Consider the following 17,704-nt stretch of genomic DNA (forward strand, 5'->3'; position numbering starts at 1 on the left):
CGGGACGAATCATTAACCCTGTACAAAAGCGCAACATCGTCCGATAAGACTACGCCGCTGTGGTTGCTCGACGCGCCGCCAACGAGTGGTCTGAACGGACGATGTGCCTGACCTTGAACCGGGCCAGAATCCTGCTCACTAGAACAAAACCGGGAGCACCCGTCGTGAACTCTTCCATCCGCGTTACCTGGCATACCCATTACGCATTGTTCGTGCTGGCCGTGATTTACATCTTCAACTACATCGATCGGCTGTTGATGGCGATCCTGATCGAGCCGGTCAAGGCAGAGTTCGGCATCTCTGACACCGGCATCGGTCTGCTCTCGGGGGTGACCTTTGCGGTCTTCTACACCCTGTTCGGATTTCCCCTGGGACGGCTCTCCGACCGTATCGGGCCCAAACCAGTCATCGCCGTCTGCTGCATCGTCTGGAGCTTCATGACCATGGCTTGCGGCCTGGCCACCAGCTTCTGGCTACTGGTGCTGGCGCGCATCGGTGTGGCGATCGGTGAAGCCGGCGGCACGGCCCCTTCGGTGGCGATGATTTCGCAGCTGTACCCGGCGAAAAACCGCTCGACCGCCCTCTCCATCCTCATGCTGGGATCAAGTTTCGGCGCGATTTTCGGCCTCGGCCTAGGCGGCTGGATCGCCCAGCAGTACGGCTGGCGTTCGGCGTTCCTGATCATCGGCGTACCGGGGATCTTGCTCGGCCTGTTGCTGAGCTTCACGGTGCGCGCCCCCAAAGTGCCGAGCCAGCCGCAAATCAAGGTTGAAGTGATCCAGGACGGCTGGGCCAAAACCATGGCCAAGCTGATGGAAACCCCGTCATTTCTGTGGCTGGTACTGACCGGTGCCTCCAGCGCTATTGCCGGTTATGCAATCGGCACCTGGAGCCCCAGTTTCCTGATTCGCTCCCATGGTTTGAGCCTGCAGGACGCCGGTTTTCTGGTTGGCGTGGTCGGCGGTACGGGCGCCACGTTCGGCACCCTGGCCTGCGGGATCATTTCTGATCGCATGGCCCGCCGTGATGCTGGCTGGCAGATCGGCGTGCCACTGCTCGCCACTCTAGTCAGCATCCCGTTCGGGCTGGCGTATTTCCTCTGGCCAACCGGCATTCTGTTTCATCTGGGCAGCACCCCGGTGCCAACCGCATTCCTGTTCTATGCGGGCTTCGCTTTTTTCGGCACCTGGTGGGCGACGCCGTGCCTTGGCGCGGTGACCCATTTGTTCCCGGCTGCCCGCCTGGCACAAGCCACCTCGATCTTCGTCATGGCCATGACCCTGCTGGGTGTTGGCGTGGGCCCGCTGCTAATCGGTGTCCTCAGTGATTTGTTCGCACCGGTGCTGGGCGCCGAAGCCTTGCGCTATGCCCTGGCCAGTTCAATCTCGATGCTGGTGCTCTCGACGGTATTCCTGGGCATGGCCCTGCCCCGCTACCGCGCTCAAATTTTGCGATCGGCACCTCCGATTGCCGCCCCTGAAACTGCAGTAACTGCCTGATGAATGGAGATTCGAAGATGTCAGAACAAGACCTACCGTTGCCCATTGGCCATTTCGTCACCCTCGACAGTGGCCTGCGCCTGCACTACCTCGATGAAGGCAGCGGCCCCGTCGTGGTGTGGTTGCACGGCAGTGGACCAGGCGCCAGTGGCTACAGCAATTTCAAGGGCAATTACCCCGACTTCATCGCCGCAGGCTTTCGCAACCTGGTGATCGACCTGCCCGGCTTCGGCCGTTCGGACAAACCCGACAACATCAATTACGACCTGGATTTCTTCGTCAGTGCCGTCTCCGGTCTGCTCAAGGCCCTCGACGTACAGCGATGCACCTTGCTGGGTAACTCACTGGGCGGCGCCATCGCGATCGGGCTGGGCCTGGCAGAACCGCAACTCATCGAAAAACTGATCCTGATGGCACCAGGTGGTGTCGAAGAGCGTGCCACCTACTTCGCCAAGATCGGCATTCAGCGCATGGTCGAATTGTTCAATGCTGGCCCGCTCGACATCGACAAGATGCGCCAGATCATGAGCCTGCAACTGTTCGATGCCTCGCAGCTGCCCGACAGCCTGCTGGCCGAGCGCGTTGCCGTCGCCCGTCACCAGCCGCACTGTCTGTTCTCGACCATGATGGTGCCGAACATGACCGAACGCCTCGAAGAGTTGCGCGTGCCGATTCTCGGTTTCTGGGGCACCAACGACAACTTCAACCCGGTCGGCGGCGTCATGAAAGTGCTCGACAACGCACCGGACGCCCGCTTTATTGTGCTCAATCGATGCGGACACTGGGTGCAGGTGGAACACCGCGAGCTGTTCAACCGTTCCTGCCTCGAGTTCCTGCTCCAGGCCTAAGCGCCCTGCGACAGCGGCAGCCGCGCCGCTGTTGCACGAACAGGCCTCCACTAAGGGCAAACATAACAATGACAAAATTTTCCCACTTGCTAGCCCCTGGCCGCATTGGTCCTATCCAACTGCGTAACCGCATCATCATGGCGCCCATGGGCTCCAACTTTGCCGAAGCCGATGGTCACTGTGGCGAACGTATCCAGGCCTACTACGAAGCGCGTGCCGAGGGCGGCGCCGGGCTGTTGATCATGGGCGTGTGCGCCATCGCTTTTCCCGCCGGTACTGCCGAACCGTACCAGGTCGGAGTCTCTTCCGATGAGTTCATTCCTGGCCTCAGCCGCCTGGCCGAGCGGGTGCACAAGCACGGCGCGAAAATCGCCATGCAACTGCAGCACGCCGGCAAGAACGCCATACGCGACATGGCCGCGGGTCGGCCGCTGTGGGTGCCGTCGATTCCCCCGGCCAGCAGCTCGGACATGATGCAAGCCCTGACACCCGAAGAGCTGGCCTCGTTTGTCAGCGCGGTGCGTGGGCGCAAGGGTGGAATACAGATGCAGGTGATGGAGCAGCACGACATCGCACAGATGGTCGAGTGGTTCGCTGCTGCCGCCGAACGGGCGCAACGCGCCGGCTTCGATGGCGTGGAGATTCATGCCGCGCACAACTACATCATCGCCGGGTTTCTGTCGTCCTATTACAACCGCCGCGAGGATGCCTATGGCGGCTCGCTGGAAAACCGTGCGCGCCTGTTGGTTGAAGTGCTGGCCGCCGTGCGTGCGCGAGTGGGTGCAGGCTTTGGCGTGTGGCTGCGTCTGGATGCCGAAGAGATGCTCACCCCCGGTGGCATCACCCTCGAAGATGCCAAGGCGGTAGCACGACTGGCGCAAATCGCTGGCGCCGATGCGGTCAGTGTCTCGGCCTATGCCGCGACCACCAGTGGCGTGGCGTTTACCGAGGCACCGCTGGTACAAAAGCCCGGCGCTTTTCTCGAATGGACCGCTGCAATCAAGCAGTGCGTGAGCATCCCGGTGATTGCCGTCGGGCGTATCGAACCGGAGGTCGGCGAGTCGGCGATTGCCGCGCAACACTGTGATTTCATCGCCATGGGCCGCAAATTGCTGGCCGATCCGCAGTTGCCGAATAAGCTGCTATCCGGTCAGGTGCAGGCTGTTCGTCCGTGCATTTATTGCTATGTGTGCGTCAGCCAGATCTTTATCAATGAGCGGGTCAAATGCGCGGTCAATCCGCAAACCGGGCATGAAGCCGAGCGCATCATCGGCCCGGTGAGCACTGCGCAACATATAGCGGTCATCGGTGGCGGCCCGGCGGGCCTTGAAGCGGCACGTGTGGCGGCTTTGCGCGGGCACCGGGTGACGCTGTTCGAGCGCAGTGACCGTTTGGGTGGCACGCTGTTTTTTGCCGCCCTGGCTTACCCCGAGAATGGACGCCTGCTGGACAATCTGCTGTACCAGGTCCGGCAGTTGCCCATTGATGTGCAGCTGGAAACCAGCGTGGACGCGGCCTTGCTGCGCGACCGGGGCGTCGATCAAGTAATTGTGGCCACCGGCGCCCAGCGCGCGGCTCCGGATATTCCCGGCGCCGATCAGAATCACGTGTGGAGCGGTGATGAACTGCGCCGCCTGATGACCGGTGACCGCGCCGAGGAGATCGCCAAACGCAAGCTGTCGCTGACGCAACGCACCTTGATGAAGGCCGGCAACCTGATCGGCGTCACCGACAGTACCGAGGCGATGCAGAAGTTGTCACGCGTCTGGATGCCGCTGGGCAAGCGCGTGACCATTGTCGGAGGTGGATTGGTCGGGCTGGAACTGGCGGAATTCCTGATCGCCCGCGGGCGTCAGGTGTGTGTGCTTGAAAGCACCGATCACCTGGGCCGGGAACTGGCGATCGTGCGTCGCTGGCGCGTGCTGCACGGCATCCGCGTGCATGGCGGTCAGCTGTTGACCGGCGTAACCGTCACCGCCATCGAGGGCAATCGCGTGCGCTATCGAACCGCCGACGGCGAAGCCGCCGAAGTACCGGGTGACTCGGTGGTACTGGCCAGCGGAGCAACGCCAGATACCACCCTGGGCGATGCGCTGAGCAGTGCCGGGCTCAAGGTCGTCAGCATTGGTGACTGCCAAAGCCTGGGCTACATCGAAGGCGCCATCGCCGCCGGCCATCGCGCGGGACGAGAGGCCTGAGGCTGCTGATCTTCTGGACGCACATGCCTCTACAGATCAGTACTCCACTCCCACAGGGAATCGGCGATGCACACTTACTTGTGCTCGGCAAAGATCCCAATGTGGGAGTGAGCCTGCTCGCGATGGCGTCTGGTCAGTCGACATCATCATTGTTTGAACCACCGCCATCGCGGGCATGCCCGGCTCCCACAGGGTTCGTGGCGTCCCGATAAGTTTCAGTCGACACAAAACAATGTGGGAGCGGGCTTGCTCGCGATGGCGTCTGGTCAGTCGACATCATGACTGCCTGATCCACCGCTATCGCGAGCAGGCTCGCTCCTACAGGGGATCGGCGATGCACACATGTTTTGTGCTCGGCAGAAATCCCGATGTAGGAGCGAGCCTGTTCGCGATGGCGTCTGGTCAGTCGACATCATCATTGCCTGATCCACCGCCATCGCGAGCAGGCTCGCTCCTACAGGGGATCGGCGATGCACACATGTTTTGTGCTCGGCAGAAATCCCGATGTAGGAGCGAGCCTGTTCGCGATGGCGTCTGGTCAGTCGACATCATCATTGCCTGATCCACCGCCATCGCGAGCAGGCTCGCTCCTACAGGGGATCGGCGATGCACACATGTTTTGTGCTCGGCAGAAATCCCGATGTAGGAGCGAGCCTGTTCGCGATGGCGTCTGGTCAGTCGACATCATCATTGCCTGATCCACCGCCATCGCGAGCAGGCTCGCTCCTACCGGGGATCGGCGATGCACACATGTTTTGGGCTCGGCAAGTTCACAATGTGGGAGCAGGCTCGCTCCCACAAGGAATGGGTGGTGTCATTCAATTCGTATCCAGGGATGGTGTGTATAGATGAAAAAAAACCCAGGTTTTCACCTGGGTTTTTTTTGGCTCAAACGATCAGTGCAATCAGCGTCCCATCGCACGTGCCGCATCGGCGGTGTACATGTCCGGGGTGAATTTTGCTTCGTTGAGAATCGGTCCCTTCTTCGATTCGTTGGTCATGGCGTAGCCGGTGTACTGCCCTGAGTTCAGGTCCATGAAAAACTGCGAACCGGCCTGCCAGGCACTCATGTCCGGGTGGTAGTAGTAGTTGATCATCGCGTGCTTCCACAACGCGCCACGGCTGTCATAGTTGTCCGAAACCACCGAGTTCCAGGTGTCTTCATCGATGAACAGCACACGCTTGCCATAGACATGGCGGTACCCCTCTTTCAACTTGGCCTCGAGCACCCAGACACGACGCAGCTCATAGCGCATGTAATCGGGGTTTGGGTGGTTAGGGGTGAGGATGTCGGCGTATTTGATGTCGCCGGCATTCGGTTTGAACGCGTTGGCCGGCACGTAGATTTCACGCTTGCCCACCAGCGTCCAGTTGAAGCGCTCGGGCGAGCCGTTGTAGAGACGGTCTTCGTCGACGGTCATGGTGCCGTTGGTGCCGATCATCGGTTGATCGTAACCGTAGCCCGGCAACTGCCGCACACGCCGGGTGGACGGGCTGTAGCTCCAGGCCTGACGCGGGTTGGTGAGGAAGTTGTAGGGTTCCTGGGAAATACTCACGACACCGTTGTCCCGTGCCGGTTTCAGCGTGGTGTTCCAGCTCATGGCCTGCACCGCGCCGGCGGTTTTTGGCTCGACCGTCGGTGAGTTGGCTTGCGAGAGGTTGCGCGCATAAGCGCGGCCCCAACCGATGCTGCCGTTAGGCAGTACGGACGCCAGGTCGCTGACCTTTTCCTCGGTGTAGGCACGCGCAGGCAACTGGTGGTTCCACAGCAGTTCCATACCGTTTTTCGGGATCGGGAACGGTATCTGGCCAATTCCTTCGATGCCCATGCCGTCGTCGACCAGTTTGGCGCTCAAAGCGTTTTTCATCGCCCGGTCGCACACGTAATCCGGGTAACGGAAATCACGGTGACCTGGGTAGACGTTCATCTTGTACGTCGTCGGATAGCGCTTGAGCAGTGCCTTCTGACCTTCGGTCAAATGGCTTTCGTACTGGCTCATGTTCTGCGCGGTGATCACCAGGATCGGCTTTTCGCTGGCATACGGGTCAACCGGTTGATCGCCGGAAAACCTCACATGCTTCCAGCCTGGAACTTCGCCCAGGTATTTGCCGGTGTAAGGGGGGATGGTGCCTTCGGCGTTTCCGGCTTTCTCGGCACCAACACAGGTCAGCTCCTTGCCAAGCTTGGCCGCCTCTTCGGGCGACACTTGCGCAAGTGCGTTGCCTTGCAGGCCGACATTGACGGCCACCGCCGCTACGAACATCACGCCTCTTGTTGTTATTTTCATCGATTGGCTCCTTCGCAGACCAGGACTACTGGGGTACTCCATTGTTCCTGATCTGCTGGGGAGAACATCGTCCGGAAAGACTAATCAGTCAGGCACTGACCAACAATTCCTTAAGTTGCGCCTTGATCAATTTGCCAGAGGCATTGCGCGGCAGTGGCTCGTGTTGCGTGTGCACCTCGCCCGGTACCTTGTAGGCAGCCAGGCGCTGGCCGATAAAGGCACACACCTGCTCGTGGCTGGGTGGTGGATGACATTCGCTGCGCAGCACCAGGACCAGGCGCTCGCCCAGTTCCTCATCGGCCATCGCAAAGGCGGCGGCCTCAATGACCCCGGGCATTTCGCAGATGCACGACTCCACTTCACTGGCGGATATTTTTTCACCGGCCCGGTTGATCAGGTCCTTGGCCCGGTCGGTGATGTAGAGAAAACCCTCCTCGTCCAGCAGGCCGATGTCACCGGTGTCCAGCCAGCCATCCTGCAGGGTCTGGGCACTGGCTTCGGGCAACCGCCAATAGGCGCTCATCAGTGTCGACGAGCGCAGCCAGATCAAGCCACTGTGCCCGGCGGGCAACGGCGAGTATGGATCGGGCCCGATGCACACATCGACGATTGGCAGCGGCCAGCCTACTGAATCCGGCTTGTACACGAACTGGTCCCCGCCCACCGCAGCGCCGATGCCATTGCTCTCTGTCAGGCCGTAACCACTGCCGCCGATGGCCTTGGGTTTGCGCTTGCTGATTTGCGCCAACAGCCGGCTGGGTGCCAGCGCACCGCCCAGGCCCAGACCGTAGAGGCTGTCGCTGTCGGCGCTGTCAAAGCGTGGCGAGCCAAGCAATTGCTGCATCATCACCGGCGCACCGTTGAACTGGGTGCAGCGCTCATCGCGAATCAGGTCGAAGGCTTTGTCGACGTCCCACTTGTACATCAGCAACAAGCGTCGCCCGCTGCGCAGCGCCAGCAAAAACTGCGCGTGCAGACCGCTGACATGGAACAGCGGCACCGCCATCAGGTTGGTCGGCGACAGGCCGCTGTCGATCACTGCCTGGATCCGCTCGGGCGAACTCATGGCACAGAACGCTGACTGGAACTCCAGGGCTGTCAGCGCCTGACAGATGGCGCGATGGGTCGACAGCACACCTTTGGCCCGACTGGTAGTGCCCGAGGTATAGAGGATCAGCGCCGGGTCTTCGGGCTCGATGGTAATGGCCGGCAACGTCAGCATTGGGGCCTCGATCAATGCCTCGAAACGCTGGCAGCTGGCGGGCAGCGTTTGCCCTTGGGGCACGCCGACCACAATGCTCACCAGCCCTTCGTTGAGCAAGTCGCCCGCCAGCAATTGCAGGCGCGGCTCGTCGCACACCAACACTTGCGCGCCACTGTCCTGCAGGCCATGGAACAGCTCGTCGCGCAGGCCCCAACTGTTCAGGGGCACACACACCGCACCGCATTTTTGCACCGCCACAAAAGCCACCAGCCAGGCCGGCTGGTTACGCAGGGCAATGGCCACGCGATCGCCCTGCTTCACGTCAAAACGATGGGACAGTTGTGCGGCCAGCCGGTCGACCTGATCGAAAAAACCGGCGAACGTGAGCCGTTGCTGCTCCCACACCAGAAACTCACGCTCACCGTGCACGCGGCCTGCGTCGATGGCATCGAGCAAGTTACGCGGTGCATGGCGAAAATACCGCAGGCTATCGTCAGGCGAAGTCACTACCTCGTACGGCGATCCCGGGCCAATCAACTGCTGCCAGGCGTTGCGCCACTGTTCCAGCTTCATTTTTTACTTCTCCAAAGACTCGAAAGCGGCGTAGCGCGCACAGTGGAAATCACTGTCGCCCAGGCACGTCTGGGCCACGCGAATTCGCTTGAGATAAAGGCCTACGTCCAGTTCGTCAGTGACACCGATACCGCCGTGCATCTGCACCGCTTCATTGCTGACGAGGGCCGCGACTTCGCCCGTTTTCCATTTACCGAGGCTCACCAGGCGACCCCGTTCGGCTGCGGTCAAGGCGCCGTCGTCGAGGGCCGACAATGCCGCCATCACCGTGCTACGGGCCAGTTGCAGTTCCACGTGCAAGCGCGCCGCACGATGTTGCAAGGCCTGGAACGAGCCGATGGGAGCATCAAACTGGACGCGGGTCTTGAGGTAATCCAGGGTCAGAGCGAACAACTGCTCGGCAGCGCCCAGCAGCTCTGCAGCCAGGCACGCACGGCCGCGATCCAGCGCTTCGTCCAGAGCTGGCCACGCGGCTCCCACTGCACCGAGCAAGGCGTCGCTGCCCAGTTGTACCCCACGCAAACGCAGCTGCGCGCAATTGCGCGAGTCGATCAACGACAGCGCACTGACCTCCAGACCCGGCGCGTCTGCCGGCACCAGAAACACACTGATGCCCTGCTCTTCGCCCGCCTGGCCGCTGGTGCGTGCAGCAACCAGATAGGCATCGGCACCCAGGCCATCGATGACGAAAAACTTCTCACCGTCCAGGCGATAACCACCGGCCTCGGCGGTCGCCGTCAACGCCGTGTACACCGGCCCGTGACGCGGTTTTTCTTCCAGAGACAGGGCCAGACGCCGTTCACCACTTATCAACGCGCTCAGCCATTGATCCTGCTGCGCGGCAGACCCCGCCAGATGAATCAGCGAGCCACCGAGCACCACGCTGGATAGCAGCGGTGAGGCGGAAAGATTTCTCCCCATGGCCTCGAAAATCGGCCCCAGGCCCATGCAGCCAAATTCCAGTCCGCCGAGCGCCTCGGGGAACGGGATGCCGCTCCAGCCCAGGCCCACGGCGTCTTGCCACAGCTGCAGATCGTAACCAGGCGCGCACGCCTCGTCTCGCAGGCGTCGCTGTGCCGTCACCGGGCTGCGCGCCGCCAGGAACTCGCGGGCACTGTCCGCCAACAGGCGTTGCTCTTCGCTATACACCAGACTCATGGTCAATTTCCCCTTAAACACTCGGCAGGTTCAAGACCCGCTTGGCGATGACATTCAACTGCACCTCCGACGAACCGCCAGAGATGGTCAAGGCATAGCTGTTGAGCCAGCCTCGGGTGATGGCCAGTTCCTGGCTGCTGAACGGCTCGCCTTCAACGCCCAATGCGCGGTAGCCGAGGGCATCGAGAAGGATCTCGAACTTGTCGCGCTCCTGCTCGGTGTGCACCAGCTTCATGATCGCCATGATCGCGCTGATGTCCAGGCCCGCCCTGGCCTCCTCGCCCATGCGCTGCACGGTGAGGTTGTAGGCATGCTCATCCATTGCACAGGCCTGGGCGCGGGCACGCAGGGCCTGGTCAGCGGGTGACGGGCTGTCTGGCAAGTAGCGCTCGATCAAGGGCAGTAGATGAAAGTGCGTCGGCAGGCTGAATTCGCCGAACTTGGACATCGCCTTGCGCTCGTGCTGCAACAGGCTCTTGCCCAGGTTCCAGCCACCATTGAGTGGCCCGATCAACTGGCTCTGCGGAACCCGGACGTTGTCAAAGAACACCTGACAGAACGCCGACTTGCCGCTGATCAGATCAATCGGCGAGACGCTGACGCCCGGACTTTTCATGTCCAGCACAATCAGGCTGATGCCCTGGTGCTTGGCCGCCTTGAGGTCGGTGCGTACGAGGGCGTACATCCAGTCGGATTTATCGCCGTAGGAGGTCCAGATCTTGGTGCCGTTGACCACGAAGTCATCGCCATCGGCGACCGCCGAAGTTTTCAGGCTGGCGAGGTCAGAGCCGGCATTGGGCTCGGAAAAGCCCTGGCACCAGCGCACTTCGCCACGGCACATCGGCGGCAACAACGCCTGTTTCTGCGCTTCGCTGCCGAACTCCAGAAGCACCGGGCCGAGCATCCAGATACCCAGATTGATTTGCGCCGGCCGACATTTGAGCCGACGCAGTTCGCTTTCCAGAACTGCGTTGTATTCGGCACTCAGTCCGCCACCGCCATACTCGCTGGGCCACTGCGGACAGAACCAGCCTTTGTCGCGCATGCGTTCGAACCAGACGCGGGCGTCGTCGCTGGGGAAGGTGATCTGACTTCCACCCCAGACCAGTTCGCCCTCGGGAGTGGCGGTGCGCAGCGACGGTGGGCAATTGGCTTCCAGCCATTGGCGCGTCGCTTGCCGGAATTGTTCGATTGCACTCATTCGTTCACCTGAAAGGGACGTTATTGTTATTCGTTTCAAGGGTACCGCTAGGCTCAACGTCTGTGGTTCAACGTCTGGTGCGCGGCATTCCCAGGCCAAACTGGGCGATCAGCTCGCGCTGGATTTCATTGGTACCGCCACCGAACGTCAGGTTAACCGACGCCCGTACTTCGTATTCAAGTTCCCCGAGTAAATAGGCGGCCGCCGAACCTGCACGGGTCAGGCCACTGGCACCGACGATGGCCGACAACTTGCGCAGGATCTCGATCGCCGACTCCGAGCCGAAGACCTTGGTGGTGGAAGCCAGGGCGACGTCGACACGGTCGCGTTCGAGATCGGCAGCGATGCGAAAGTTGATCAGGCGCATGGCTTCAAGCCTTGCATAACATTCGGCCAGGTCGCGCCTGACCCAGCTATGGTCGGTGGCGCGATGGCCCTGCTCATCGGCGCAACGTGCCCACAGGTAGACCCGGCTGAACAGGCTGACGACTTTGTCGGACCACGCTCCCAGCCCCAGGCGTTCGTGATTGAGTTGTGCGGTGATGAGTTTCCAGCCGCCGTGCAACTCCCCCACCAGCATGTTCCGGGGCACCCGCACGTTATCGTAATACGTGGCGGCCGTGGGGTTACCGGACGTCGGAATCAGGGTGCTGGAGAAGCCTTCGGCCTGAGTATCAAGAATCAGGATCGAGATACCTTTGTGCCGCGCCTGTTCCGGGTCGGTACGTGCCGCCAGCCAGATGTAATCGGCCGAGTCGGCGCCCGAGGTCCAGAGCTTGCTGCCATTGACCAGGAAGCCGTCGGCATCTTCGCGCGCAGCGGTTTTGAGCACCGCCAGGTCGCTGCCGGCGCTGGCTTCGGAATAGCCGATGGCAAAGTTGATGTCACCGGCGGCGATGCCGGGCAGGAATTTTTCTTTTTGCAGCGCCGAGCCATGCGCCATCAAGGCCGGGCCGACGGTGCTGATGGTCACGAAGGGCAACGGCGCGCCGGCAATGTTGGCTTCTTCGAAGAAAATCAACTGCTCGGTGGCGGCATAACCCTGGCCGCCATAGGCCTTGGGCCAGCCAACGGCCAGCCAGCCATCACGGCCGATCTGGGCGATGGTGCGGCGGAACAGTTCGCCGCCTTCGGTACCACGCATTTGCAGGCGTAGCTCGGGGGTCATCAGGTTCTGGAAATAGTCCCGGACCTTGAGCCGCAGAGCACGTTGTTCGGGGGTGAGATCGACGAACATGGGACGCTCCTTATACCGCGCCGAGAATCAGGCCACTGGTCGGCACGCCGGTTCCGGCGGTCACCAACACGTTTTCCACACTGTCCACCTGGTTGACCGCCGTACCACGGACCTGACGCACCGCTTCAGCGATGCCGTTCATGCCGTGAATGTAGGCTTCGCCCAACTGTCCGCCATGGGTGTTGATCGGCAGTTTTCCGCCACGGGCATGGTGCCCGGCACGAATGAATTCCTTGGCTTCGCCGCGCTCGGCAAAGCCGAACTCTTCCAGTTGCGCCAGTACAAATGGCGTGAAGTGGTCATAGATCACCGCAGTTTGAAAAGCGTCCGGGCCCAGACCCGACTGGCTGTACAGCTCCTTGGCGACCACACCCATTTCCGGCAGGCCAGTGATGTCATCCCGGTAGTAAGACGTCATCACTTGCTGCCCGGCGGCGATGCCCTGGGCGCCGGCCTTGATGATCACCGGTTTTTGCGGCAGGTCTTTGGCTCGCTCCGCCGAGGTGATGACCATGGCCACCGCGCCATCCGACTCCTGGCAGCAGTCAAGCAAGTGCAGCGGCTCGCAGATCCAGCGCGAGGCCTGGTGCTCTTCAAGGGTGATCGGCTTGCCATAGAAAAACGCCTGGGGGTTGGTCGCGGCGAAATCACGTACCGCAACTGCAACCCGGCCGAAGTCCTCGGAGGTCGCGCCGTAGGTGTGCATGTAACGCTGAGCGAACATCCCGACCCAGGCCGCCGGTGTGTGAAAGCCGTGGGGCATGTACCAGCCGTAATTGACATTCTCGAATGTCGGCGTCGAGGCGAAGCCGTAACTGCCGGTGCCGAAGCGGTACCAGGAGCGTTCGTTCATCGCCCGATAAACCACCACCACCTTCGCCACGCCGGTGGCCACCGCCATCGCGGCGTGCATCACCGGTCCGCAGGCGGCGCCGCCACCGTGGGGCACCTGGGAGAAGAACTTCACGTCTTTACAGCCCAGCAGGCGGGCAATTTCGTACTCCGGCACCTTGTCGACCGAATAGGAGCTAAAGCCCTCAACCTCGCTGGGATCGATCCCGGCGTCCTTGAGTGCTGCCAGGGTCGCTTCCATGGCCAGGCGCAGCTCAGTGCGTCCGGAATTCTTGGAAAACTCGGTCGCGCCCAGCCCGACAATGGCGGCGCGCCCGGAAATCGACGAATTCGTCATCTTTGATGTCTCCCGCGAATTAGGGCAGAACCAGCGCGACCGTTCCGGTCACGTGATTGCCCATGGAATTTTTGCCCTTGAGGGTCACGACCAGGCTGCGTGTAGCGGCATCCTGATAGGTCACTTCGCCGCTGAAGATCATGCTGTCGCCGGGATAGTTCGGCGCGCCCAGCTTGATTTTCAGCGAACGGAACTGCACCTGCGGACCGCTCCATTGCTCGATGAAGCGTTGCACCAGGCCGTTGGTGGTCAGGATGTTCATGAAGATGTTCGGCGAGCCCAGTTCGCGAGCCGCCTCCAGGTCATGGTGGCCGGGAAAGTAGTCACGGGTGGCAATCGCTCCGCCAGCAATCAGGCCGACCGTGATCGGAATCGTCAGCTCGGGCAGTTGTTCGCCGGTGCGTACATCTTCAAAGCGCTTGGTGTTCATCGAGGTCATATTTCCATCCCAAGGTGTCGTTATCGCTCAGCCAGTCGCCGAGACGTTCCAGGATCACCGACGATCCTCCCAATGCACTGCTCAATGCCCGGCTCCAATACAGGAACCGGTGGATCGGGTACGTCAGGTCGACGCCGATACCGCCGTGCACATGCTGTGCGTTGTGCCCGATGCGGTGCCCGGCTTCGCACGCCAGGTACGCTGTCGCCAGGGCCTCGGAAGGTGCCCGCAGACCGGCGTCCAGGCGATAGCACAATTGCCACAGCGCACTGCGCAGCACTTCAAGGTGGACGTGTGTGTCGGCCATGCTCATTTGCACGGCCTGAAAACTGCCGATGCTGCGGTCGAACTGCTGGCGCTCGCTGACATAGGCCACGGTGCGGTGAACCTGCTCGGCGCTGACGCCCAGTTGCAGCGACGCCAGGGCGGCAATGGCACGCGGTGCCAGCCAGTCCAGCGCGGCCACGGGTAGCACCTGATGCTTGTTCAGGGCAACGCCTTCAAAGCTCAGGTCAGCCACGGCTTCGCCATGGGTCATGACCCCTGGCACGCTGCTGATTCCCGCCTGAAGCAGGTCAATCAGTACCAGCCGTGGCTGGCCCATGACCTGGGCCAACACCAGTGCAGCCATCGATTGTTCGGCCAGGGCCAGCGCCGCAATCCGTCCGTTGAGGCGCCAGCCGTCGGCCTCGGCGCTGGCCTGAAGTTCGATGCCGCGCACGCTCGTCAGGCCATTCAGGGTCAAGGTCAGCAAACCGGTGGCTGCCACGGCCTGCTCGACCCACGGCGCCAATGAGGCATCGCCGAATTCGGCCAGCGTGGCCGCCGCCAGCTGGTGCCGCCACAGCGGAACCTGCGCCAGAGCACCGCCCTGGGCATCGAGGATTTGCATCAGCTCGGTCATTCCCAGCCCGCTGCCACCGGCCGCTTCGGGGATGGCCAGGGCATGGAGGCCGGTTTCCACACAACTGGTCCAAAGGTCCTGCATATAGGCCTGCCCCGAAAGATCCCAGTCACGCAGGCGCTCGTCGGTGCAGTAGTCGCTCATCAGGCTGCCCGCCATTTCGGCAATGGCACGCTGGTCTTCATTGAGTTCAAAATCCATACCGCCCCCTACTCTGCCAACGGCCGGAACAAAGGCAACGCCAGATCGTCGTCGAAGGTCTGGAACTCGACCTGCAAACGCTGACCGATGCTAATGTCTTCACACTTGACGCCCGCCAGGCCGGCGATCAGGCGCACGCCTTCGTCCAGCTCGATCAGACCGATCGGATTGGGATGATCGAAAGGCGCCACTTGCGGGTAGTGCATGACGACGAAGGAATACAACCGCCCCTTGCCGCTGGCCTGAAGGGTGTCCCAGTCAAAGGAGTGACACTCGATACACACCGGTGCCGGCGGATGACGCAAGGTGGCGCACTGAGTGCAGCGCTGGATCAACAACTTGCCTTCCTTGCAGCCGTCCCAGAAAAACCGGGTGTCGTCGCTCATGCCGGGAGCTGGCCGCTTGGCGACTACGGGCTCGACGCTGGCCTGTGCTGGCGCCTCGACTTTTGCCACGTTGGCCGGGCGAAACTTGAAGACCCGGAACAACAGCTCGCCGACCTTTTCGTCGCCCGAGGCCTGTTGCGAGTAGTAGGTCATGACCAGAGTGACAAAAAAGCCGGTCCCCAGGCCGGTGGTTTTTTCCTCGCCGACGGAATCCAGTCGCGTGGTGTAGTAGAGCTTTTCACCCAGGCGCACATTGCGTTCGAAGGTCAGCTCCGAGTTCACCGCCACCACCGACGGGTAGCCGTAGCTCTCGATCAGGACGAGCACCTCATAGGGATTGTCGGTGGTCGAGCCCGGCGCGTAGTTGTTGATGTGAAAGCCTTCCATGCACCAGATCTGCAGCATGGGGGGCGGCGCGATAATGCCGTCATTGCAGCTGGTGGCGGCCGTCAAGGGGTCGGTGTAGAGCGGGTTTTCAAGGCCGATGACTTCGCACCACTGGCGAATCATCGGCGCATTGACTTCGTCCCAGGCGTTCACGCGACCGTATTGGCGCCCAACCAGGGCGCGTACTTTGGATAGCAATTCTGGATCAGCCAAGTTCGTCTCCTGCGTGTTCAAAGTGGCGCCCGGTATTGCAACGCCGACGTGGGTCGATCAGTGCGGCGCAACCTGCGCAGCACCGAGATAAGCCGGGCGTTCACCGCCACCGTGGAGCAACAAATTACAACCGCTGGCGTATGTGGCCAGCGCGGAAGCGATGTACAGGCAGGCGTTGCCGATGTCTTCCGGCACCGCCATGCGCCCTGCCGGGATACCGGCACTGACGGCGGCGATTCCGGCCTCATCGCCGTAGTGCACGTGGGCCAATTCGGTACGCACCAGCCCCGGGCTCACGGCCACGACCCGAACCTTGGGCGCCCATTCCGCCGCCAGCGACTGGACCAGAGCCAGCACGCCGGCCTTGGCCGCGCCGTAAGCCGCAGTCCCCGGCGAGGCACGCAGACCGCTGATGCTGCCGATAAAGACGATGCAACCGCCCTCGGGTTGGCTTTGCATCAGCAGGTTGGCTTGCTGGGCGACGTTGAGCGGGGCAATCAGATTGAGGCGGATAATCCCCTCATGAAACCGTGGAGAGGCGCTGGCGGCATCCGCTGACGGGCTTCCGCCGGCGTTGTTAATCAGCACATCGAGGCGCCCGTATTCGCTGCGGATACGTTCAAACAGGCCTTGCAAGGAAGCCTGGTCACGCACGTCGGCGACCATGAAATCCGCCTGCGCATCCGCCACGCCCGGCACTTGCTCAGGCTCATTGCGCCCACACACGATGACCCTGGCACCCGCGGCGAGAAAGCTGCGGGCAATACCCGCACCGATGCCCTTGGTTCCGCCGGTGACCAATACCACCTTGCCGTTGTAATCCAGCCCCGAGTGACCACTCATGGCACGCTCCTCATGCTTGTGTTGAGGGTCACTCTAGGGACAAAACCGCTCGGCCACGTCGTCTGAACGGACGATGAAGTGCAGCGCCACGCTCGCAACAATCCGCCAAATGGCGCCGGCTCTGCGGTGCCTATTACCTGAGGTTGATCATGTCTGACTCACTGACCGCGCCCGTGCTGCTGGAGTACCCGGCCCCTGGAGTCGCCCTGGTGCGGCTCAACCGCCCGCACGCCACCAATGCCCTGAGCCTGGAACTGCAGGCACTGCTGTCGCACTACTTCATTGAATTGGGGAACAACCCCGAGGTGCGCTGCATCCTGCTGACCGGCGGCGACAAGGTGTTCGCCGCCGGTGGCGATATCAACAGCCTGGCAGGAGTGGGTCCGATCGATATTTACCAGCGCCATACCGAACGGGTCTGGGCGCCCATCCAGCATTGCCCGAAGCCGGTGATCGCGGCGGTTTGCGGCTATGCCTATGGCGGGGGCTGCGAGCTGGCGATGCTCGCCGACATCATTGTGGCCGGGCACAGTGCGCGTTTCTGCCAGCCGGAGATCCGCATCGGCATCATGCCCGGCATTGGCGGCACCCAGCGCCTGGTACGCGCGGTGGGCAAGGCCAAAGCCATGCGCATGGCGTTGACCGGTCAGCCGATCACAGCGCAAGAAGCGTGGATTTCCGGTCTGGTCAGTGAGGTGACAGAGGACGATCAGGTGCAAGCCCATGCCTTGAAACTGGCCCAGGTCATTGCCGCCATGCCGCCACTGGCCGCCGAGCAAATCAAGGAAGTCATCCTCGCCGGCATGGACGCTCCGCTGGAGACGGGCCTGGCGCTGGAACGCAAGGCCAATGCCTTGTTGTTTGCCTCGCGGGATCAGAAGGAAGGCATGCAGGCCTTTATCGATAAAAGGCCTGCGCAGTTCGAGGGACGCTGAG

14 protein-coding genes are annotated in these 17,704 nt (G+C 61.8%); 4 read left to right on the forward strand and 10 right to left on the reverse strand.

Going from position 1 to position 17,704, the window contains the following annotated elements; translation table 11 throughout:
• Window positions 1-164 precede the first annotated feature (164 nt).
• The 3 genes from AC3ZVB_RS04850 (at window position 165) to AC3ZVB_RS04860 (ending at window position 4,545) form a co-directional block, all read left to right on the forward strand.
• Window positions 165-1,499: a spinster family MFS transporter gene (locus AC3ZVB_RS04850; protein WP_194690295.1), complete on the forward strand. Its 1,335-nt coding sequence runs from the start codon at window positions 165-167 to the stop codon at window positions 1,497-1,499.
• Between the two features lie 17 nt (window positions 1,500-1,516).
• A complete protein-coding gene (locus AC3ZVB_RS04855; RefSeq protein WP_490145910.1) occupies window positions 1,517-2,347 on the forward strand; it encodes an alpha/beta fold hydrolase in 831 nt (276 codons plus the stop codon).
• A 68-nt stretch (window positions 2,348-2,415) separates the two neighbouring features.
• Complete coding sequence (locus tag AC3ZVB_RS04860) at window positions 2,416-4,545, forward strand: oxidoreductase (protein WP_194690297.1); 2,130 nt, start codon at window positions 2,416-2,418, stop codon at window positions 4,543-4,545.
• 905 nt (window positions 4,546-5,450) lie between these two features.
• On the opposite strand, the gene AC3ZVB_RS04865 is transcribed toward AC3ZVB_RS04860, so the two are convergent.
• From AC3ZVB_RS04865 to AC3ZVB_RS04910, 10 genes are all read right to left on the reverse strand, one after another.
• The gene (locus tag AC3ZVB_RS04865) at window positions 5,451-6,833 is read right to left on the reverse strand and encodes a DUF1329 domain-containing protein (protein ID WP_235992664.1); all 1,383 of its coding nucleotides are present in this window, start codon (window positions 6,831-6,833) and stop codon (window positions 5,451-5,453) included.
• 88 nt (window positions 6,834-6,921) lie between these two features.
• On the reverse strand, window positions 6,922-8,610 hold the full coding sequence (locus tag AC3ZVB_RS04870) for a class I adenylate-forming enzyme family protein (RefSeq protein WP_194690298.1): 1,689 nt from the start codon (window positions 8,608-8,610) through the stop codon (window positions 6,922-6,924).
• A gap of 3 nt (window positions 8,611-8,613) precedes the next feature.
• A complete protein-coding gene (locus AC3ZVB_RS04875; RefSeq protein ID WP_490145911.1) occupies window positions 8,614-9,768 on the reverse strand; it encodes an acyl-CoA dehydrogenase family protein in 1,155 nt (384 codons plus the stop codon).
• A 13-nt stretch (window positions 9,769-9,781) separates the two neighbouring features.
• Complete coding sequence (locus tag AC3ZVB_RS04880; protein ID WP_490145912.1) at window positions 9,782-10,969, reverse strand: acyl-CoA dehydrogenase family protein; 1,188 nt, start codon at window positions 10,967-10,969, stop codon at window positions 9,782-9,784.
• A gap of 67 nt (window positions 10,970-11,036) precedes the next feature.
• The gene (locus tag AC3ZVB_RS04885) at window positions 11,037-12,206 is read right to left on the reverse strand and encodes an acyl-CoA dehydrogenase family protein (protein WP_490145913.1); all 1,170 of its coding nucleotides are present in this window, start codon (window positions 12,204-12,206) and stop codon (window positions 11,037-11,039) included.
• 10 nt (window positions 12,207-12,216) lie between these two features.
• On the reverse strand, window positions 12,217-13,395 hold the full coding sequence (locus tag AC3ZVB_RS04890) for a lipid-transfer protein (protein WP_194690302.1): 1,179 nt from the start codon (window positions 13,393-13,395) through the stop codon (window positions 12,217-12,219).
• Window positions 13,396-13,414: 19 nt separating this feature from the next.
• Window positions 13,415-13,834: a MaoC family dehydratase gene (locus AC3ZVB_RS04895; RefSeq protein ID WP_194690303.1), complete on the reverse strand. Its 420-nt coding sequence runs from the start codon at window positions 13,832-13,834 to the stop codon at window positions 13,415-13,417.
• Window positions 13,806-14,939 carry an acyl-CoA dehydrogenase family protein gene (locus AC3ZVB_RS04900; protein ID WP_490145914.1) on the reverse strand — a complete coding sequence of 378 codons (1,134 nt, stop codon included), beginning with the start codon at window positions 14,937-14,939 and terminating at the stop codon, window positions 13,806-13,808. Before AC3ZVB_RS04900 ends, AC3ZVB_RS04895 begins: the two co-directional genes overlap by 29 nt.
• 8 nt (window positions 14,940-14,947) lie before the next feature.
• Window positions 14,948-15,925 (reverse strand): bifunctional MaoC family dehydratase N-terminal/OB-fold nucleic acid binding domain-containing protein, encoded by a 978-nt coding sequence (locus AC3ZVB_RS04905; protein ID WP_490145915.1) that lies wholly within the window; start codon window positions 15,923-15,925, stop codon window positions 14,948-14,950.
• Between the two features lie 57 nt (window positions 15,926-15,982).
• Window positions 15,983-16,768, reverse strand: a complete 786-nt coding sequence (locus tag AC3ZVB_RS04910) for an SDR family oxidoreductase (protein ID WP_194690306.1) — start codon at window positions 16,766-16,768, stop codon at window positions 15,983-15,985.
• 149 nt (window positions 16,769-16,917) lie between these two features.
• On the opposite strand from AC3ZVB_RS04910, the gene AC3ZVB_RS04915 reads away from it, so the two are divergent.
• Window positions 16,918-17,703, forward strand: a complete 786-nt coding sequence (locus tag AC3ZVB_RS04915) for an enoyl-CoA hydratase (RefSeq protein WP_194690307.1) — start codon at window positions 16,918-16,920, stop codon at window positions 17,701-17,703.
• The last annotated feature ends 1 nt before the right edge of the window (window position 17,704 follow it).

The sequence above is a fragment of the Pseudomonas sp. MDV22-iso1 genome, assembly GCF_058145095.1.

Excerpts from the sequence above, each read along its gene's own strand:
- AC3ZVB_RS04855 (WP_490145910.1), top strand. The coding sequence starts at position 1,517 with ATGTCAGAACAAGACCTACCGTTGCCCATTGGCCATTTCGTCACCCTC.
- AC3ZVB_RS04860 (WP_194690297.1), top strand. The coding sequence starts at position 2,416 with ATGACAAAATTTTCCCACTTGCTAGCCCCTGGCCGCATTGGTCCTATC.
- AC3ZVB_RS04865 (WP_235992664.1), bottom strand. The coding sequence starts at position 6,833 with ATGAAAATAACAACAAGAGGCGTGATGTTCGTAGCGGCGGTGGCCGTC.
- AC3ZVB_RS04870 (WP_194690298.1), bottom strand. The coding sequence starts at position 8,610 with ATGAAGCTGGAACAGTGGCGCAACGCCTGGCAGCAGTTGATTGGCCCG.
- AC3ZVB_RS04875 (WP_490145911.1), bottom strand. The coding sequence starts at position 9,768 with ATGAGTCTGGTGTATAGCGAAGAGCAACGCCTGTTGGCGGACAGTGCC.
- AC3ZVB_RS04880 (WP_490145912.1), bottom strand. The coding sequence starts at position 10,969 with ATGAGTGCAATCGAACAATTCCGGCAAGCGACGCGCCAATGGCTGGAA.
- AC3ZVB_RS04885 (WP_490145913.1), bottom strand. The coding sequence starts at position 12,206 with ATGTTCGTCGATCTCACCCCCGAACAACGTGCTCTGCGGCTCAAGGTC.
- AC3ZVB_RS04890 (WP_194690302.1), bottom strand. The coding sequence starts at position 13,395 with ATGACGAATTCGTCGATTTCCGGGCGCGCCGCCATTGTCGGGCTGGGC.
- AC3ZVB_RS04895 (WP_194690303.1), bottom strand. The coding sequence starts at position 13,834 with ATGACCTCGATGAACACCAAGCGCTTTGAAGATGTACGCACCGGCGAA.
- AC3ZVB_RS04900 (WP_490145914.1), bottom strand. The coding sequence starts at position 14,939 with ATGGATTTTGAACTCAATGAAGACCAGCGTGCCATTGCCGAAATGGCG.
- AC3ZVB_RS04910 (WP_194690306.1), bottom strand. The coding sequence starts at position 16,768 with ATGAGTGGTCACTCGGGGCTGGATTACAACGGCAAGGTGGTATTGGTC.
- AC3ZVB_RS04915 (WP_194690307.1), top strand. The coding sequence starts at position 16,918 with ATGTCTGACTCACTGACCGCGCCCGTGCTGCTGGAGTACCCGGCCCCT.